This is a genomic window from Pseudomonas sp. GL_103 (assembly GCF_057835175.1).
Genome location: NZ_CM174420.1, coordinates 1,798,195 through 1,814,563, shown reverse-complemented (window position 1 = coordinate 1,814,563; position 16,369 = coordinate 1,798,195). Strand labels below are relative to the sequence as shown.

Sequence of the window (16,369 nt, the reverse complement as noted above, 5' to 3'; positions counted from 1 at the left end):
AACTACTGATCGCTGGTTGCGATCACAAGACGGTGGGATCTGAGAATGTTATAGGCAGGAGACTACGACAGCGTAATCCCTGTCTGAGGATAGAGAGGAATGAGTCGGATCGCGGGGAAGATTGCTGCGCATTCGAGGACGCCTTCGCGAGCAAGCCCGCTCCCACATTTGGTCCTCTGTGAACACAAATTTTGAGTACGACATTGATCCAGTGTGGGAGCGGGCTTGCTCGCGAAAGCGATTTCAGCCGGATAGCAACACTCAGTTCTTGTGAAGCTTGCTCATCAACTCCGCCTCAGCCTGGGTCAAGCCACAGGACTGGGTCAGTTCGTTGACGCTGGCGCCCATCCCGACCAGTCGCGCCGCCTGGGCGAACGACAGGCTTGAGGGGTCGCGTTGTTCCAGCTGAGCGAGCTTGTCCGGCAAGGGTGCAACGATCGCCCGCAGTTCATACAGGTCTTCGCCCATGCGCACATTGCCGTTCTGGTAGTCGTCGACGTGCTTGGCCAGGTCCTTGATGCGCTGATCGCGCAGCGCATCTCCCTTGGCCTGTTGCGCGGCGATCTGCTTTTGACCGCGAATGTACGCCAGGAACATTGCCAGCGTGCCTGCCCAGAACAGGAACAGGACAATGACCGCAACCTCGAGAATCAATCAGATACTCTCCAGTTCCGACCATTCTTCTTCGCTCATCATCTTGTCGAGCTCGACCAGGATGAGCAATTCGTTGTTCTTGTTGCATACGCCTTGAATGAACTTGGCGGACTCTTCGTTACCCACGTTCGGCGCGGTTTCGATTTCCGACTGACGCAGGTAAACCACTTCGGCCACGCTGTCGACCATGATCCCGACCACCTGCTTGTCGGCTTCTATGATGACGATACGGGTGTTGTCGCTGATCTCGGCATTCATCAGGCCGAAGCGCTGGCGGGTGTCGATCACGGTGACGACGTTGCCGCGCAGGTTGATGATGCCCAGCACGTAGCTCGGGGCGCCCGGGACCGGGGCGATTTCGGTGTAGCGCAGGACTTCCTGGACGCGCATCACGTTGATGCCGTAGGTCTCGTTGTCCAGCTTGAAGGTGACCCATTGCAGGATCGGATCTTCGGAACCCTTTGCCGCCGTTGCCTTGTCATTCATACCCTGACCCCTCAAGAAACCGCCCTGGCGGTGTGTGTTCTGTGCAACGTCATCAGAGTGACGCCGCCTGTTTTGTTTATTTGACTGATGTCGGTTTGTGGCCCGGCTTGCCGCTGGACATGTGCCGGGCGCCGCCGCTGGCGATCAACTCGGCCAACGAGGCGACATCGAGCAAGGCGCACATGTGTTCAATCACCGTGCCGGCGAGCCATGGCCGCTGACCTCGGTGACTTCTCCATTTGATTTCATTCGGGTTCAGGCGCAACGAACGGCTGACCTGATGCACCGCCAGCCCCCACTCGTAGCCTTGCACCGAAATCACGTATTGCAGGCCCTGCTTGAAATCATCGCGATAACGGTCGGGCATGACCCAACGCGCGGTATCGAGCACCTTGAGGTTACCGGCCTGGCTCGGCAGGATGCCCAGGAACCACTCCGGCTGGCCGAACAACGGCGTCAGCTCGTGACCGGCCAGGGAGTAAATCGACCCCAGGCACACCAGCGGCACCGCCAGGGTCAAGCCGGCGACATCGAACAGCAGGCATTCGAAGGGCTCGGCAGCCCAGGACGGACGACCATCGGTTTCCACCGGTGGCGGCGTATTGCTCGGCGGCAGATGAACTTCAACGACTGGCGGCACCAGCGTCTGATGCTCCTCGATCTCCGGAGTCACCAGCGCTACCGGTTCTTCAATGACTGGAGTCACCAGGGTTTGCAACAGCGGCGCAAGGGTCGATACCGGCGCCAGAACGGGTTCCGGCGCTTCGACCACGGTTACGGGAGTCTTTGCCAAAGGCGCGACCACCGACGCGGCAGCCACTGCGGGTTTCTGTGCATCCCGGGCCTGCTCTTCGAGCACGGCGGCCTGGAACTCGTCCAGCACGCCCTGCTCTTCGACGACTCTCACCGCTTCGACAACCTCGGCCAGCACCTCTATCTCCGGCGCCATGTCCTCGGTTGCGTCTTGCAGCAGGTTGTCCAGATACGACTGCAACGCCAGTTGCGGGCGCGATGTGAGCTTCAATGGCCGATTCATCGGCATCCCCCTGTAGGAGCTGCCGCAGGCTGCGATCTTTTAGCGATATCAAGAGCGCCGCCAAGCAAGATCAAAAGATCGCAGCCTGCGGCAGCTCCTACGGGAATTGGGCTCATGTCACGCCACCTGCGCAACAAGCTGCGCCGCCAGCAGATGCTTGAGCAACGCGCGATAAGCCAGAACGCCACGGCTCTTGCCGTCGAACTGCGAAGGCGTCAGACCGGCGCGGCTGGCATCGCGCAGGCGCGTGTCCACCGGGATGTAGCCCTGCCAGATTTCCTCGGGGTATTTGTCGCGCAGCACGCGCAACGTTCCGAGGGACGCCTGGGTGCGTCGGTCAAACAGGGTCGGCACGATGGTGAAGGGCAATGCCTGTTTGCGTGAGCGGTTGATCATCGCCAGGGTGTTGACCATGCGTTCCAGGCCCTTGACCGCCAGGTGTTCGGTCTGCACCGGGATCACCAGTTGCTGGCTCGCCGCCAAGGCATTGACCATCAGCACGCCGAGCAGTGGCGGGCTGTCGATCACGGCGTAATCGAAGTCCTGCCACAGTTGCGCCAGGCTCTTGGCAATCACCAGGCCCAAGCCGCTCTGCCCCGGCGACTGGCGCTCAAGGGTGGCCAGCGCGGTGCTGGAGGGCAACAGGGAGATGCGTTCGTCACTGGTCGACAGCAGCAGTTGGCCCGGCAGACCTTGGGGCACGTTGCCCTTGTGCAGGAACAGGTCGTAGCTGCTGTGCTCCAGGGCGTCGGGATCGTAGCCGAAGTAGCTGGTCATCGAGCCGTGGGGGTCGAGATCGACCACGACCACGCGCTTGCCCGCCTCTGCCAGCAAACCGGCTAAAGCGATGGAGGAAGTGGTTTTACCGACACCACCCTTTTGATTGGCGACTGCCCAGACTCTCATTCGGATTGTTCCTCCCGGCCGAACGGATCGACCGAGAAATAGCTCAACGTGTTAATGCGGGTGACGGAGAATTGACGGCGTTCTCTCGTACCGGCGACTTGACCGGGGTCGGTGCAGTTTGTGTGCCAGCACGCTTCAATGCGGCATCCGGTTGCGCATGGGCGGCTCCGGTGCCGGTCAGGCTGCGGCGAACATCGAGGTTGCGCGACACCACCAGCACCACGCGACGGTTGCGGGCGCGGCCTTCAGCGGTGGCGTTGTTGGCCACCGGCTGAAACTCGCCGTAGCCCACCGAAGCCAGGCGACCGGGGTTCACCCCTTGCATCGCCAGCATGCGCACGATGCTGGCCGAGCGGGCCGAGGACAGCTCCCAGTTGGTCGGGTACTGCGCGGTGCGGATCGGTTGATCGTCGGTGAAGCCTTCGACATGGATCGGGTTGTCGAACGGCTTCAGGATCGCCGCGACCTTGTCGATAATGTTGAACGCGATGTCGCTGGGCATGGCATCGCCGCTGCCGAACAACAGGCTGGAATTGAGTTCGATCTCGACCCACAACTCGTTGCCGCGCACGGTCATCTGGTTGGAGCTGATCAGGTCACCGAACGCCGCACTGATGTCGTCGGCGATACTCTTGAGCGGATCGCTGGCGCCGGAGACGCCGGCATCGACCTGGTCACTGTCCTTGACCAGCGGCTTGGCCGGGGTCACGGTCTTCGGCCGCTCGTCACCGATGGGGATCGGCTTGAGCGAACGATCGGAATCGGTAAAGACCCCGATCAGCGCTTCGGAAATGACCTTGTACTTGCCTTCGTTGATCGACGAGATCGAGTACATCACCACGAAAAAGGCGAACAGCAAGGTGATGAAGTCGGCGTAGGAAACCAGCCAACGTTCATGGTTTACATGTTCTTCCTGATGTCGACGACGGGCCATGAGTTTATTCCCTTAATCCATGAAGCCTTGCAGCTTCAACTCAATGGAGCGTGGGTTTTCACCTTCGGCGATCGACAGGAGTCCTTCCAGCAACATTTCGCGATAACGCGACTGGCGCAACGCAATGGACTTGAGTTTGGCGGCAATCGGCAGCAGCACCAGGTTGGCACTGGCCACGCCGTAGATAGTGGCGACGAATGCCACGGCAATACCGCTGCCCAGTTGCGATGGATCAGCGAGGTTGCCCATGACATGAATCAGGCCCATGACCGCACCGATGATGCCGATGGTCGGCGCGTAACCGCCCATGCTTTCGAAGACTTTGGCCGCTTCGATGTCGCGGCTTTCCTGGGTGTAGAAATCCACTTCCAGAATGCTGCGGATCGCTTCCGGCTCGGCGCCATCCACCAGCAGTTGCAGGCCTTTGCGTGCGTAGTTGTCGGGCTCGGCGTCGGCGATGCCTTCAAGGCCCAGCAGGCCTTCCTTGCGGGCGGTCAGGCTCCAGTTCACCACGCGGTCGATTCCGCCGGCCAGGTCGACACGGGGCGGGAACAGGATCCAGGCGAGGATCTGCATGGCGCGCTTGAAGGCGCTCATCGGCGATTGCAGGAGCGCGGCGCCAATGGTGCCGCCGAGCACGATCAGCGCGGCCGGGCCGTTGGCCAGGGCGCCGAGGTGACCGCCTTCAAGGTAGTTGCCGCCGATGATCGCGACAAAGGCCATGATGATGCCAATCAGGCTTAGAACATCCATCAGATACAGGCCTCGACCAGGTGCTTGCCAATGTCGTCCAGGCTGTACACCGCGTCGGCGAGTTCGGCTTTGACGATGGCCATCGGCATGCCGTAGATCACGCAACTGGCTTCGTCCTGCGCCCAGATCGAACTGCCGCCCTGCTTGAGCAGGCGCGCGCCTTCGCGACCGTCGGCGCCCATGCCGGTCAGGACCACCGCCAGAACTTTGTCACCGAAGGTCTTGGCTGCCGAACCGAAGGTGATGTCCACGCACGGCTTGTAGTTGAGGCGTTCGTCACCCGGGAGGATTTTCACCGCACCGCGGCCATCGATCATCATCTGCTTGCCACCCGGCGCCAGCAGCGCCAGGCCCGGACGCAGGATGTCGCCATCCTCGGCTTCCTTGACGCTGATGCGGCAGAGCTTGTCCAGGCGCTCGGCGAAGGCCTTGGTGAAGGCGGCCGGCATGTGTTGGACCAGCACGATCGGCGCCGGGAAGTTGGCCGGCAATTGGGTCAAGACCCGCTGCAGGGCGACCGGGCCGCCGGTGGACGTACCGATGGCCACCAGTTTGTAGGCTTTGCGTTTCGGCGCGGGCGACGACGCGGTGGCCCCATGCGTACGGGCAGGGATCGGTGCCGGTGCCGGACGCACGGGCGCGCTGCTGCCGTAACTGCCGACGCTCGAAGGCGCAGGCATTGGAGCGGGTGCGGCCACTGGGGCCGGAGCGCTGTAAGTGCTGACGCGACGATTGCTGCGCGAGATGCTCAGAATCTTCTCGCACAGCAGTTGCTTGACCTTCTCGGGGTTGCGGGAGATGTCTTCGAAATTCTTCGGCAGGAAGTCCACCGCGCCGGCATCCAGCGCATCGAGGGTGACCCGGGCGCCTTCGTGGGTCAGCGAGGAGAACATCAGGACCGGGGTCGGGCAGCGTTGCATGATGTGCCGCACGGCGGTGATGCCGTCCATCATCGGCATCTCGTAGTCCATGGTGATCACGTCGGGCTTGAGGGCCAGCGCCTGATCAATCGCCTCTTTGCCGTTGGTCGCCGTGCCGACGACCTGGATATTGGAATCCGCTGAAAGAATTTCCGAGACGCGGCGGCGGAAAAACCCCGAATCGTCCACCACCAGGACTTTGACTGCCATAAACACTCCATTAGATGGAGCGAGGCCAGGCGCCCCGCTCCACCAGAATCAAATACGCCGTGTGGCGTAACGCTTGAGCATGCTCGGAACATCGAGAATCAGCGCGATGCGGCCGTCACCGGTGATGGTGGCGCCGGACATGCCCGGAGTTCCCTGGAGCATTTTGCCCAATGGCTTGATGACCACTTCTTCCTGGCCCACCAGTTGATCGACGACAAAGCCGATCCGCTGCGTGCCCACCGAAAGGATCACCACATGGCCCTCGCGCTGCTCTTCGTGAGCGGCGGAGCGGACCAGCCAGCGTTTGAGATAGAACAATGGCAGCGCCTTGTCCCGCACGATCACCACTTCCTGGCCGTCCACGACGTTGGTGGTCGACAGGTCGAGGTGGAAGATCTCGTTGACGTTCACCAGCGGGAACGCGAACGCCTGATTGCCCAGCATGACCATCAGCGTCGGCATGATCGCCAGGGTCAGCGGCACCTTGATGACGATCTTCGAACCCTGGCCCTTGGCCGAGTAGATGTTGATCGAACCGTTGAGCTGGGAAATCTTGGTTTTCACCACGTCCATGCCCACGCCGCGACCCGATACGTCGGAGATCTCGGTCTTGGTCGAGAAACCCGGGGCGAAGATCAGGTTGTAGCATTCGGTGTCGCTCAGACGATCGGCGGCATCCTTGTCCATCACACCGCGCTTGACCGCGATGGAGCGCAGGACATTCGGGTCCATGCCTTTACCGTCATCGGAGATCGACAGCAGGATGTGATCGCCCTCCTGCTCAGCCGCCAGGATGACCTTGCCGCCCCGGGCCTTGCCCGAGGCTTCGCGCTCTTCCGGTGATTCGATGCCGTGGTCGACCGCGTTGCGCACCAAGTGGACCAGCGGGTCGGCCAGGGCCTCGACGAGGTTCTTGTCAAGGTCGGTTTCTTCGCCGACCAGTTCCAGGTTGATCTCTTTCTTGAGCTGGCGAGCCAGGTCGCGAACCAGGCGCGGGAAGCGCCCGAAGACTTTCTTGATCGGCTGCATCCGGGTCTTCATGACCGCGGTCTGCAGGTCGGCGGTGACCACGTCGAGGTTCGACACGGCCTTGGACATGGCTTCGTCGCCGCTGTTGAGGCCCAGGCGGACCAGGCGGTTACGCACCAGCACCAACTCGCCGACCATGTTCATGATCTCGTCGAGACGCGCGGTATCGACACGCACGGTGGTCTCGGCTTCGCTCGCCGGTTTTTCCGCAGGTGGCGCGGCCGGGGCACGGGCAGCAGCCGGTGCAGCGGCGGCTGCCGGGGTTGGCGCTTCGGCTTTTGGCTCCGGTGCCCTGGCTACAGGTTTCGGCGCCGCAGCCTTGGCTGCCGGTGCCGCAACGGCAGCGTTCGAACCGTTGGCCACCGTCGCAGTGCCGACTTCGCTGAACTTGCCTTTGCCGTGCAATTCGTCGAGCAGCGCTTCGAACTCGTGATCGGAAATCAGATCGCTGCCGGCCGCCACCGCGCTTGGTGCCGCGGGTGCAGGCACAGAAGCAATGGCCGACTCCAGCGCCTCGACAGCAAAGTTACCCTTGCCGTGCAGCTGGTCGAGCAGTGCTTCGAATTCGTCGTCAGTAATATCGGAACTGTCGCCAGCCGCTTTCGGGGCTTCTGGCGCAGCCGGTGCCGGGACCACCGCGTCAACGGCGAACTGGCCCTTGCCGTGCAGTTGATCGAGCAACGACTCGAACTCGGCATCGGTGATTTCGTCGCTGCCAGCGGCATTGCTGGCGGGCGCTGGAGCAGCCGCAGGGGCCTCGGCCTGGGCCTTGACGGCGTTCAGCGAGTCCAGCAGTTGTTCGAATTCATTGTCGGTGATATCGCCCGATTCGGCTTCAGCCACAGGCGCTTCGAGCACGGCGGCGACAGGTGCAGCAGCGACCTCGTCAGCCGATTGCGGCTCGGCCAGACGGGCCAGCGCCGCGAGCAGTTCCGGTGTCGCGGCCGTGATCGGGCTGCGTTCGCGGACTTCGCTGAACATGCTGTTCACCGAGTCCAGCGCTTCGAGAACCACGTCCATCAGTTCCGAGTCGACACGACGTTCACCCTTGCGCAGGATGTCGAACACGTTCTCGGCGATGTGGCAGCACTCCACCAGCTCGTTGAGCTGGAGGAAGCCGGCGCCCCCTTTTACAGTGTGAAAACCGCGAAAAATTGCATTGAGCAGATCCGCATCATCCGGACGGCTTTCCAGCTCGACCAGTTGCTCGGACAGTTGCTCTAGAATCTCGCCGGCCTCAACCAGGAAATCCTGAAGGATCTCTTCATCGGCGCCGAAGCTCATTAAGGGGGTGCTCCTACAGGTCTAAAAACCCAAAAAACCTAAAATTCTAAAACTCTAAAATCCAAGGCTGGATAGCAAATCGTCCACATCGTCCTGACCGGACATAACGTCTTCTCTTTTATCGGCATGAATCTGCGGACCTTCACCCTGAGAGAGATGTTTTTGTGGATCTTTTTCAGCAAGCATCGCTTCACGGTCATGTTCGATGCCCGCAAAGCGGTCCACCTGACTGGCCATCAGCACGAGCTTGAGCAGGTTGCTTTCAACTTCGGTGACCAACTGGGTCACACGCTTGATCACCTGGCCTGTGAGGTCCTGGTAATCCTGGGCGAGCAGGATGTCGTTGAGGTTGCCCGACACCGCGCGATTGTCCGTGCCGCTGCGCGTCAGGAACCCGTCGACCCGCCGGGCCAGTTCACGAAATTCTTCGGCGCCGACTTCGCGACGCATGAAGCGCCCCCAGTCCGCGCTCAACACCTTGGCTTCATCGGCCAGGCCATTGACCAGTGGCGTGGCACTTTCCACCAGATCCATGGTGCGGTTGGCCGCCGCCTCGGTCAGCTTGACCACATAGCCCAGGCGCTCGGTGGCATCGGTGATCTGCGACACTTCTTCGGCTTGCGGCATGTGCGGGTCAATCTGGAAATTGACGATCGCGCTATGCAGTTCGCGAGTGAGCTTGCCCACTTCCTGATACAGGCCGCGGTCACGGGTCTGGTTGAGCTCATGGATCAATTGCACCGCGTCGCCGAACTTGCCTTTTTCAAGGCTCGCGACCAATTCGACGGCGTGTTTTTTCAGGGTCGATTCAAAATCGCCCAATGAAGTTTCGTTATTGCCCATAGCTCCCCCGTGGCGCACTCATCAACCGATGCGTTCGAAAATCTTCTCGATTTTTTCTTTCAACGCCTGGGCCGTGAAGGGCTTGACCACATAGCCGTTAACGCCAGCCTGGGCCGCTTCGATGATCTGCTCGCGCTTGGCTTCAGCGGTCACCATCAGCACCGGCAGGTGCTTGAGCTTTTCATCGGCACGCACGTGGCGCAGCAGATCGATACCGGTCATGCCAGGCATGTTCCAGTCCGTTACCAGAAAGTCGATGCTTCCGCTGTTGAGCACCGGAATGGCGGTAGTGCCATCGTCGGCCTCGACGGTGTTGGTGAACCCAAGGTCACGCAGCAGGTTCTTGATGATCCGCCGCATCGTTGAGAAGTCATCAACGATGAGGATTTTCATGTTCTTGTCCAATTCGACCTCCAAGCAGTCTTAAACGCGCCCAGCACCTGGACGCGCCATTTCAATCAATCCGGCAAAGCACTCAATGACTGTCTGGAGCACAACAGATCGCGACCGGCGCAGTTCAAAACCACACCAGCCTCGTTCGCAGTGTCCCCACACTGCCTTCAGCGCGCTCGCCACTCCCCCAAACGCCCCCGCAAGCGGGCCGCGCACTGGCTGTGTAACTGGCTGACCCGCGATTCGCTGACCCCCAGGACCTCACCGATTTCCTTGAGGTTCAGCTCCTCGTCGTAGTACAGCGCCAACACCAGTCGCTCACGCTCCGGCAAATTGGCAATCGCATCCGCCAGCGCAGCCTGGAAGCGTTCATCCTCCAGGTCGCGTGACGGCTCGAGATGAGCACTCGCGCCATCCTCGTGCAGCCCTTCGTGTTCGCCGTCCTGCAACAGGTCGTCGAAACTGAACAGCCGGCTGCCCAGGGTGTCGTTCAAAATCCCGTAGTAATCGTCGAGACTCAATTGGAGTTCGGCCGCAACTTCGTGATCTTTAGCGTCACGGCCGGTTTTCGCTTCAATCGAGCGAATGGCATCGCTGACCATGCGCGTATTGCGGTGAACCGAACGTGGCGCCCAGTCCCCCTTGCGCACTTCATCGAGCATGGCGCCGCGGATTCGTATGCCCGCGTACGTCTCGAAACTGGCGCCTTTGCTGGCGTCATATTTGGTCGACACTTCAAGCAGGCCGATCATCCCGGCCTGGATCAGGTCTTCGACCTGGACACTTGCCGGCAGACGCGCCAGCAAGTGGTAGGCAATGCGTTTAACCAGCGGCGCATAACGCTCGATCAGCTCGTACTGCGCATCGCGTGCCGACTTCTTGTAGAGGTTGTAGCCGCTGGCTGTCATAGAACAGGTCCTGCTGTCTGCTGCACGAGCCGCTCGACGAAAAACTCCAGGTGCCCGCGCGGGTTGGCAGGCAGCGGCCAGGTATCGACCTTCTGCGCGATGGCCTTGAACGCCAGCGAGCACTTGGAACGCGGGAAGGCCTCGTAGACCGCGCGCTGCTTCTGCACGGCCTTGCGCACGCTTTCGTCGTAGGGCACCGCGCCGACGTATTGCAGGGCGACGTCGAGGAAGCGATCCGTGACCTTGGTCAACTTGGCGAACAGGTTGCGTCCTTCCTGCGGGCTCTGGGCCATGTTGGCCAGGACGCGGAAGCGGTTCATGCCGTAGTCGCGGTTCAGCAACTTGATCAACGCGTAGGCGTCGGTAATCGAGGTCGGCTCGTCGCACACCACCAGCAGCACTTCCTGGGCTGCGCGGACGAAACTGACTACCGAGTCACCAATGCCCGCGGCGGTGTCGATCACCAATACGTCGAGGTTGTCGCCGATATCACTGAAGGCCTGGATCAGGCCGGCGTGTTGCGCGGGGCTCAGATGCACCATGCTCTGAGTGCCGGATGCGGCCGGAACGATACGGATGCCGCCGGGTCCCTGCAGCAATACATCGCGCAGTTCGCAGCGGCCTTCGATCACGTCGGCCAGGGTACGTTTGGGTGTCAGTCCCAGCAGAACGTCGACGTTCGCCAGTCCAAGGTCCGCGTCCAACAGCATGACGCGCCGGCCAAGTTCGGCCAAAGCCAGGGACAAGTTCACTGACACATTAGTTTTCCCGACGCCACCTTTGCCGCCGGTCACCGCGATCACCTGTACGGGATGCATGCTGCCCATGTTATTTCTTTACCTTGTCTTGCATAGACGGAGGCCACATTACTGGCTGCGCGTTCACAAACGGAACAATGCATGGCAGACCATCGATGTAGGTACAAAAACTGTTCATTTTTACCTCAGCCAACCTGCTTGGTCGGACTGTGGTAGATGTCAGCGAACATGTCAGCCATGGCTTCTTCGCTGGGTTCTTCCTGCATTTGCACGCTCACGGCGCGGCTGACCAACTGGTGACGACGCGGCAGATGCAAATCATCCGGGATCCGCGGGCCATCGGTCAGGTAAGCCACCGGCAGTTCATGACTGATGGCAAGGCTCAACACCTCACCCAGACTTGCCGTTTCATCCAGTTTAGTCAGGATGCAGCCTGCGAGCCCACAACGCTTGTAACTGTGATAAGCGGCCGTTAGAACCTGTTTCTGGCTGGTGGTTGCCAGGACCAGATAATTTTTCGAGCGGATGCCACGACCGGCCAGGCTTTCGAGCTGCATGCGCAGGGCCGGATCGCTGGCCTGCAGGCCGGCGGTATCGATCAGCACCACACGCTTGCGCAGCAATGGCTCCAGGGCCTGCACCAGGGACTGGCCCGGATCGACGTGGGTCACCGAGACATTGAGAATACGCCCCAGGGTCTTGAGCTGCTCCTGGGCACCGATGCGGAAGCTGTCCATGCTCACCAGCGCAATGTTCTGCGCGCCGTACTTGAGCACGTAGCGGGCGGCCAGCTTGGCCAGGGTGGTGGTCTTGCCCATGCCGGCAGGGCCGACCATGGCGATCACACCGCCCTCTTCCAGCGGCTCGACTTCCGGGGTAACGATCATGCGCGCCAAGTGCGCCAGCAACATGCGCCAGGCCTGACGGGGCTCTTCGATTTCTGTGATCATCGCCAGCAGGTCGCGCGACAACGGGCCGGACAGGCCGATGCGCTGCAGGCGACGCCAGAGGTTGGCCTGGTCCGGACGGCTGCCTTGCAGCTGATTCCAGGCCAGGGAGCCCAACTGGACTTCCATGAGTTCGCGCAGGCTGTTGAGTTCGAAACGCATCGAGTCGAACGCACGTGGATCCACACCACCGGACGCTGGCGCAGCGGCCGGCGCGGGGCGACGGGGTTCGGCGTAGGTCGGCTCGATCAGCGGCTCGGCGGCGGTCAACGGCAAGCCGGCGAACAACTGGCGATTGGTCGCATTGTCGCTCTCGCCATCGCCACGCAGGCTCAATTCGGCCTGGGCGGTGACGATCCGCGACTGAGTCTTGCGCAGCTCGTCTTCGAGTTCCATGTTCGGAACCCGCGGCGCCAGTGCCGACAGCTTGTAATCCAGCGCAGCCGTCAGTTCGACACCCCCGGCGATCCGGCGGTTGCCAATAATAGCCGCATCAGCGCCCAGCTCATCGCGAACCAGCTTCATGGCCTGACGCATATCGGCGGCGAAAAAACGCTTAACTTGCATAAACCACTACCTCAGCCGTTGGGCCCTACTGTCGCAACGATGGTCACTTGCTTGTTGTCAGGGATTTCCTGGTAAGCCAACACATGCAAACCCGGGACTGCGAGCCGGCCAAATCGCGAGAGCATCGCGCGAACCGGACCGGCCACCAGCAGAATCACCGGCTGACCTTGCATCTCTTGACGCTGCGCCGCGTCGATCAGCGAACGTTGCAGCTTCTCAGCCATGCTTGGCTCCAGCAGAACGCCCTCTTCCGAGCCTTGTCCTGCCTTCTGCAGACTATTGAGCAATATCTGTTCCAACCTTGGCTCCAGCGTGATCACTGGCAGCTCCGACTCAGTGCCTACAATGCTTTGGACGATTGCACGGGATACACCAACCCGCACGGCAGCCACCAGCGCGGCGGTATCTTGACTCTTGGCGGCATTGTTGGCGATCGCCTCGGCAATGCTGCGGATATCGCGCACAGGCACTTGTTCGGCCAACAGCGATTGCAGCACCTTGAGCAGCTGCGACAGCGAAACCACGCCCGGTACCAGCTCCTCGGCCAGTTTCGGCGAGCTTTTGGCCAGCAATTGCATGAGTTGCTGCACTTCTTCGTGACCGATCAGTTCACTGGAATGCTTGTAGAGTATCTGGTTCAGGTGGGTAGCCACTACTGTACTGGCATCGACCACCGTATAACCAAGGGATTGCGCCTGGGCGCGCTGGCTGATTTCGATCCAGACCGCTTCCAGGCCGAAAGCCGGATCTTTGGCGGTAATGCCGTTGAGTGTGCCGTAGACCTGCCCCGGGTTGATCGCCAGCTCGCGATCCGGGTAGATCTCCGCTTCGGCCAGGATCACCCCCATGAGGGTCAGGCGATAGGCGCTTGGCGCCAGGTCGAGGTTGTCACGGATATGCACGGTCGGCATCAGGAAGCCCAGATCCTGGGACAGCTTCTTGCGCACACCCTTGATCCGCGCCAGCAACTGGCCGCCCTGGTTGCGGTCCACCAACGGAATCAGGCGATAACCCACTTCCAGGCCGATCATGTCGATCGGCGTCACGTCATCCCAGCCAAGCTCCTTGGTTTCCTGGGCGCGGGCCGGCGACGGCAGCAACTCCTGCTGGCGCTTGACCTCTTGCAGGGCCTGCACCTTGGCGACGTTCTGCTTTTTCCAGAACAGGTAAGCGCCACCGGCCGCCAAGGCCGCCATGCTCAGGAACGAGAAGTGCGGCATGCCGGGCACCAGGCCCATGACCGCCATCATACCGGCTGCTACCGCCAGCGCCTTGGGCGAGGCGAACATCTGGCGATTGATTTGCTTGCCCATGTCTTCCGAACCGGACGCACGGGTCACCATGATCGCCGCTGCTGTCGATAACAACAGTGATGGCAATTGCGCCACCAAACCGTCACCGATGGTCAGCAGCGCATACACCTTGCCGGCGTCGCCGAAGGTCATGCCGTGCTGGAAGATACCGACCGCCATGCCGCCGATCAGGTTGATGAACAGGATCAACAGGCCGGCGATGGCGTCACCCCGTACGAATTTGCTGGCACCGTCCATGGAACCGTAGAACTCGGCTTCCTGGGCCACTTCCGAGCGGCGGGCCTTGGCCTGGGCCTGATCGATCAGGCCGGCGTTGAGGTCGGCGTCGATCGCCATTTGCTTGCCGGGCATCGCATCGAGGGTGAATCGCGCGCTCACCTCGGAAATCCGCCCCGCGCCCTTGGTCACCACGACGAAGTTGATGATCATCAAGATCGCGAAGACCACGATACCGACCACGTAGTTACCGCCGATCACCACCTCACCGAAGGCCTGGATCACCTTGCCGGCGGCGGCATGGCCGTCCTGGCCGTGGAGCATCACCACCCGCGTGGAGGCCACGTTCAACGCCAGGCGCAGCAAGGTCGCCACCAGCAGAATGGTCGGGAACACCGCGAAATCCAGCGGGCGCAAGGCGTAGACGCACACCAGCAGCACGACGATGGACAGCGCGATGTTGAAGGTGAAGAACACGTCCAGCAGGAACGGCGGCACCGGCAACATCATCATCGCCAGCATGACCAGCAGCAACAGCGGCACGCCCAGATTGCCTCGACTGAGGTCGGCAACGTTTGTGCGGGCACTGTTGATTAACTGAGAGCGATCCACCGGTTTTCCCCGTTCCTTTAAAGCAAACTTTTGACGCCTGAAGCGGGCGCGGGGTGGCTACTGCAAGAAGCTTTCCAACTTTTGCCGGGAGGGCAATTGAGGGTGTTGAGCAAGCCTGTGCGGCTTCAGAAAAAGGCTAAATTTCAAAACAACGGAGAACCCTGTGGGAGCGAGCTTGCTCGCGATGACGTCGGCACAACAAACATACCTGCCGGCTGACCCACCGCTATCGCGAGCAAGCTCGCTCCCACAGGAATTGCGGCGCTCCGGACTGCCCAACCGTCGCAGAGACTACTGAATCTATCAGTTCTGCTAGTACCCACCTGCGACTGACCGACCGATACTCAATCGCCCTCCCTTTGAGAATCTGGAGCGACCTTCATGGAATCCACACAAGCCATCCTGCGTTGCCGCTACAGCTATGACCCGCTCGATCGGCTAATCAGCCAGTTTCAACCGGATGCACCCGCTCACCAGCGTTTTTACTGCAAAAGCCGCCTGGCCACCGAAATACAGGGGGCGATCGGATACTCGGTTTTTCAGAATGACGACCTGCTGCTGGCGCAACGCAAGAACCAGGGCGGTGCCGTTGAAAGCACGTTGCTGGCGACTGACCCGCAGCGCTCGGTACTGCACACCCTGACAGCCGATCAACAGCAACACCCCATCGCTTACTCACCCTACGGCCATCGGCGAACTGAAAACGGATTGACCAGCCTCTTGGGCTTCAATGGTGAACACCCGGACCCAGTCACTGGGGGTTATCTGCTTGGAAACGGATATCGAATTTTTAATCCGGTATTAATGCGATTCAATAGCCCGGACAACTTGAGCCCATTTGGAAAAGGCGGTCTGAATTGCTACATGTATTGCGGTGGCGACCCAGTAAATCGTATAGACCCGACCGGGCATTGGTGGCTGGAACTATTAAAAAGCAAGACGAGAGGACTAACAGCTGACTTAAAATTCAACATCACTAACGCATTTGAAAGCACCCGACTAAAAGTAGAACAAGGGGGTGACATCAAATCCCAAGCTCGTATGCTAGGAGTAACAAAAGAACAACTTATGATTGACGAGGTCATGGAGCGTTATTCTGGAAGAGTCAATTCAAAAACCAGAACAATCGTAGCACTGTCCACTGCTAATGACTCGCCGGAAAAAAACGCCACATTACACAATGCCAAATTAAAATTGCTCGAGGCCGATGAGATCGTGAGTCATCTCTTAAAGCACGCGCCTGACAACCCGACGACTCAGATTCACAAAAAACGCTTACACGCAGGTAGGCAGGCACTGAAGCTAATCCCCTCCGACCCCACTAAAAAAATAGTGCCTGAAAATAACCGTATTCGAACCCCCACTCCAGCACCAATTAGCTAGTAATCATGATCATCGCCCGAGGACCATAGGCAATAAGGGATTAATAAGTAGACAATTTTATTTATAATATGCCGGGAGCAAAATCCCTTGCTCCCGGCATGCGTCCATCGTTACTACAAGAATACAGGAGCATACATACCCAGACCAGGACGAGTAGCACTGCTCCACCAGTCCCACCATGCTGTACAACAATGCCACAACCGGCAGGTTGCTTTCG

Annotated in this window: 15 protein-coding genes; 1 reads left to right on the top strand and 14 read right to left on the bottom strand. The window is 60.3% G+C overall.

What is annotated here, in order from left to right:
* Positions 1 to 261: 261 nt before the first annotated feature.
* The 14 genes from AC3IP0_RS08190 to flhA form a co-directional block, all read right to left on the bottom strand.
* Positions 262 to 654, bottom strand: a complete 393-nt coding sequence (locus tag AC3IP0_RS08190; RefSeq protein ID WP_489327151.1) for a DUF2802 domain-containing protein — start codon at positions 652 to 654, stop codon at positions 262 to 264.
* A complete protein-coding gene (locus tag AC3IP0_RS08185; protein ID WP_007980742.1) occupies positions 655 to 1,140 on the bottom strand; it encodes a chemotaxis protein CheW in 486 nt (161 codons plus the stop codon).
* 76 nt (positions 1,141 to 1,216) lie between these two features.
* Complete coding sequence (locus AC3IP0_RS08180) at positions 1,217 to 2,176, bottom strand: CheW domain-containing protein (protein ID WP_489327150.1); 960 nt, start codon at positions 2,174 to 2,176, stop codon at positions 1,217 to 1,219.
* A gap of 117 nt (positions 2,177 to 2,293) precedes the next feature.
* The gene (locus AC3IP0_RS08175; protein ID WP_489327149.1) at positions 2,294 to 3,082 is read right to left on the bottom strand and encodes a ParA family protein; all 789 of its coding nucleotides are present in this window, start codon (positions 3,080 to 3,082) and stop codon (positions 2,294 to 2,296) included.
* A gap of 43 nt (positions 3,083 to 3,125) precedes the next feature.
* The gene (gene motD / locus AC3IP0_RS08170; RefSeq protein WP_489327147.1) at positions 3,126 to 4,016 is read right to left on the bottom strand and encodes a flagellar motor protein MotD; all 891 of its coding nucleotides are present in this window, start codon (positions 4,014 to 4,016) and stop codon (positions 3,126 to 3,128) included.
* A gap of 12 nt (positions 4,017 to 4,028) precedes the next feature.
* Positions 4,029 to 4,769, bottom strand: coding sequence for a flagellar motor protein (locus AC3IP0_RS08165; protein WP_057715870.1), 741 nt, complete (start codon positions 4,767 to 4,769; stop codon positions 4,029 to 4,031).
* Complete coding sequence (locus AC3IP0_RS08160) at positions 4,769 to 5,899, bottom strand: protein-glutamate methylesterase/protein-glutamine glutaminase (RefSeq protein ID WP_489327146.1); 1,131 nt, start codon at positions 5,897 to 5,899, stop codon at positions 4,769 to 4,771. Before AC3IP0_RS08160 ends, AC3IP0_RS08165 begins: the two co-directional genes overlap by 1 nt.
* Positions 5,900 to 5,947: 48 nt before the next feature.
* Positions 5,948 to 8,212, bottom strand: coding sequence for a chemotaxis protein CheA (locus tag AC3IP0_RS08155; RefSeq protein WP_489327145.1), 2,265 nt, complete (start codon positions 8,210 to 8,212; stop codon positions 5,948 to 5,950).
* Positions 8,213 to 8,266: 54 nt separating this feature from the next.
* Positions 8,267 to 9,055 (bottom strand): protein phosphatase CheZ, encoded by a 789-nt coding sequence (locus tag AC3IP0_RS08150; RefSeq protein WP_489318865.1) that lies wholly within the window; start codon positions 9,053 to 9,055, stop codon positions 8,267 to 8,269.
* Positions 9,056 to 9,076: 21 nt separating this feature from the next.
* Entirely contained in the window at positions 9,077 to 9,448 is a 372-nt protein-coding gene (locus AC3IP0_RS08145) for a chemotaxis response regulator CheY (protein WP_003183998.1), read from the bottom strand.
* Positions 9,449 to 9,615: 167 nt separating this feature from the next.
* Entirely contained in the window at positions 9,616 to 10,356 is a 741-nt protein-coding gene (gene fliA, locus AC3IP0_RS08140) for an RNA polymerase sigma factor FliA (RefSeq protein ID WP_007894214.1), read from the bottom strand.
* Positions 10,353 to 11,183, bottom strand: coding sequence for a flagellar synthesis regulator FleN (gene fleN / locus AC3IP0_RS08135; protein ID WP_008001746.1), 831 nt, complete (start codon positions 11,181 to 11,183; stop codon positions 10,353 to 10,355). Before fleN ends, fliA begins: the two co-directional genes overlap by 4 nt.
* Before the next feature lie 116 nt (positions 11,184 to 11,299).
* Complete coding sequence (gene flhF, locus AC3IP0_RS08130) at positions 11,300 to 12,628, bottom strand: flagellar biosynthesis GTPase FlhF (protein WP_150813429.1); 1,329 nt, start codon at positions 12,626 to 12,628, stop codon at positions 11,300 to 11,302.
* 11 nt (positions 12,629 to 12,639) lie between these two features.
* A complete protein-coding gene (flhA, locus tag AC3IP0_RS08125) occupies positions 12,640 to 14,769 on the bottom strand; it encodes a flagellar biosynthesis protein FlhA (protein ID WP_489327144.1) in 2,130 nt (709 codons plus the stop codon).
* A 381-nt stretch (positions 14,770 to 15,150) separates the two neighbouring features.
* On the opposite strand from flhA, the gene AC3IP0_RS08120 reads away from it, so the two are divergent.
* Positions 15,151 to 16,152: an RHS repeat-associated core domain-containing protein gene (locus AC3IP0_RS08120; protein WP_489327142.1), complete on the top strand. Its 1,002-nt coding sequence runs from the start codon at positions 15,151 to 15,153 to the stop codon at positions 16,150 to 16,152.
* The last annotated feature ends 217 nt before the right edge of the window (positions 16,153 to 16,369 follow it).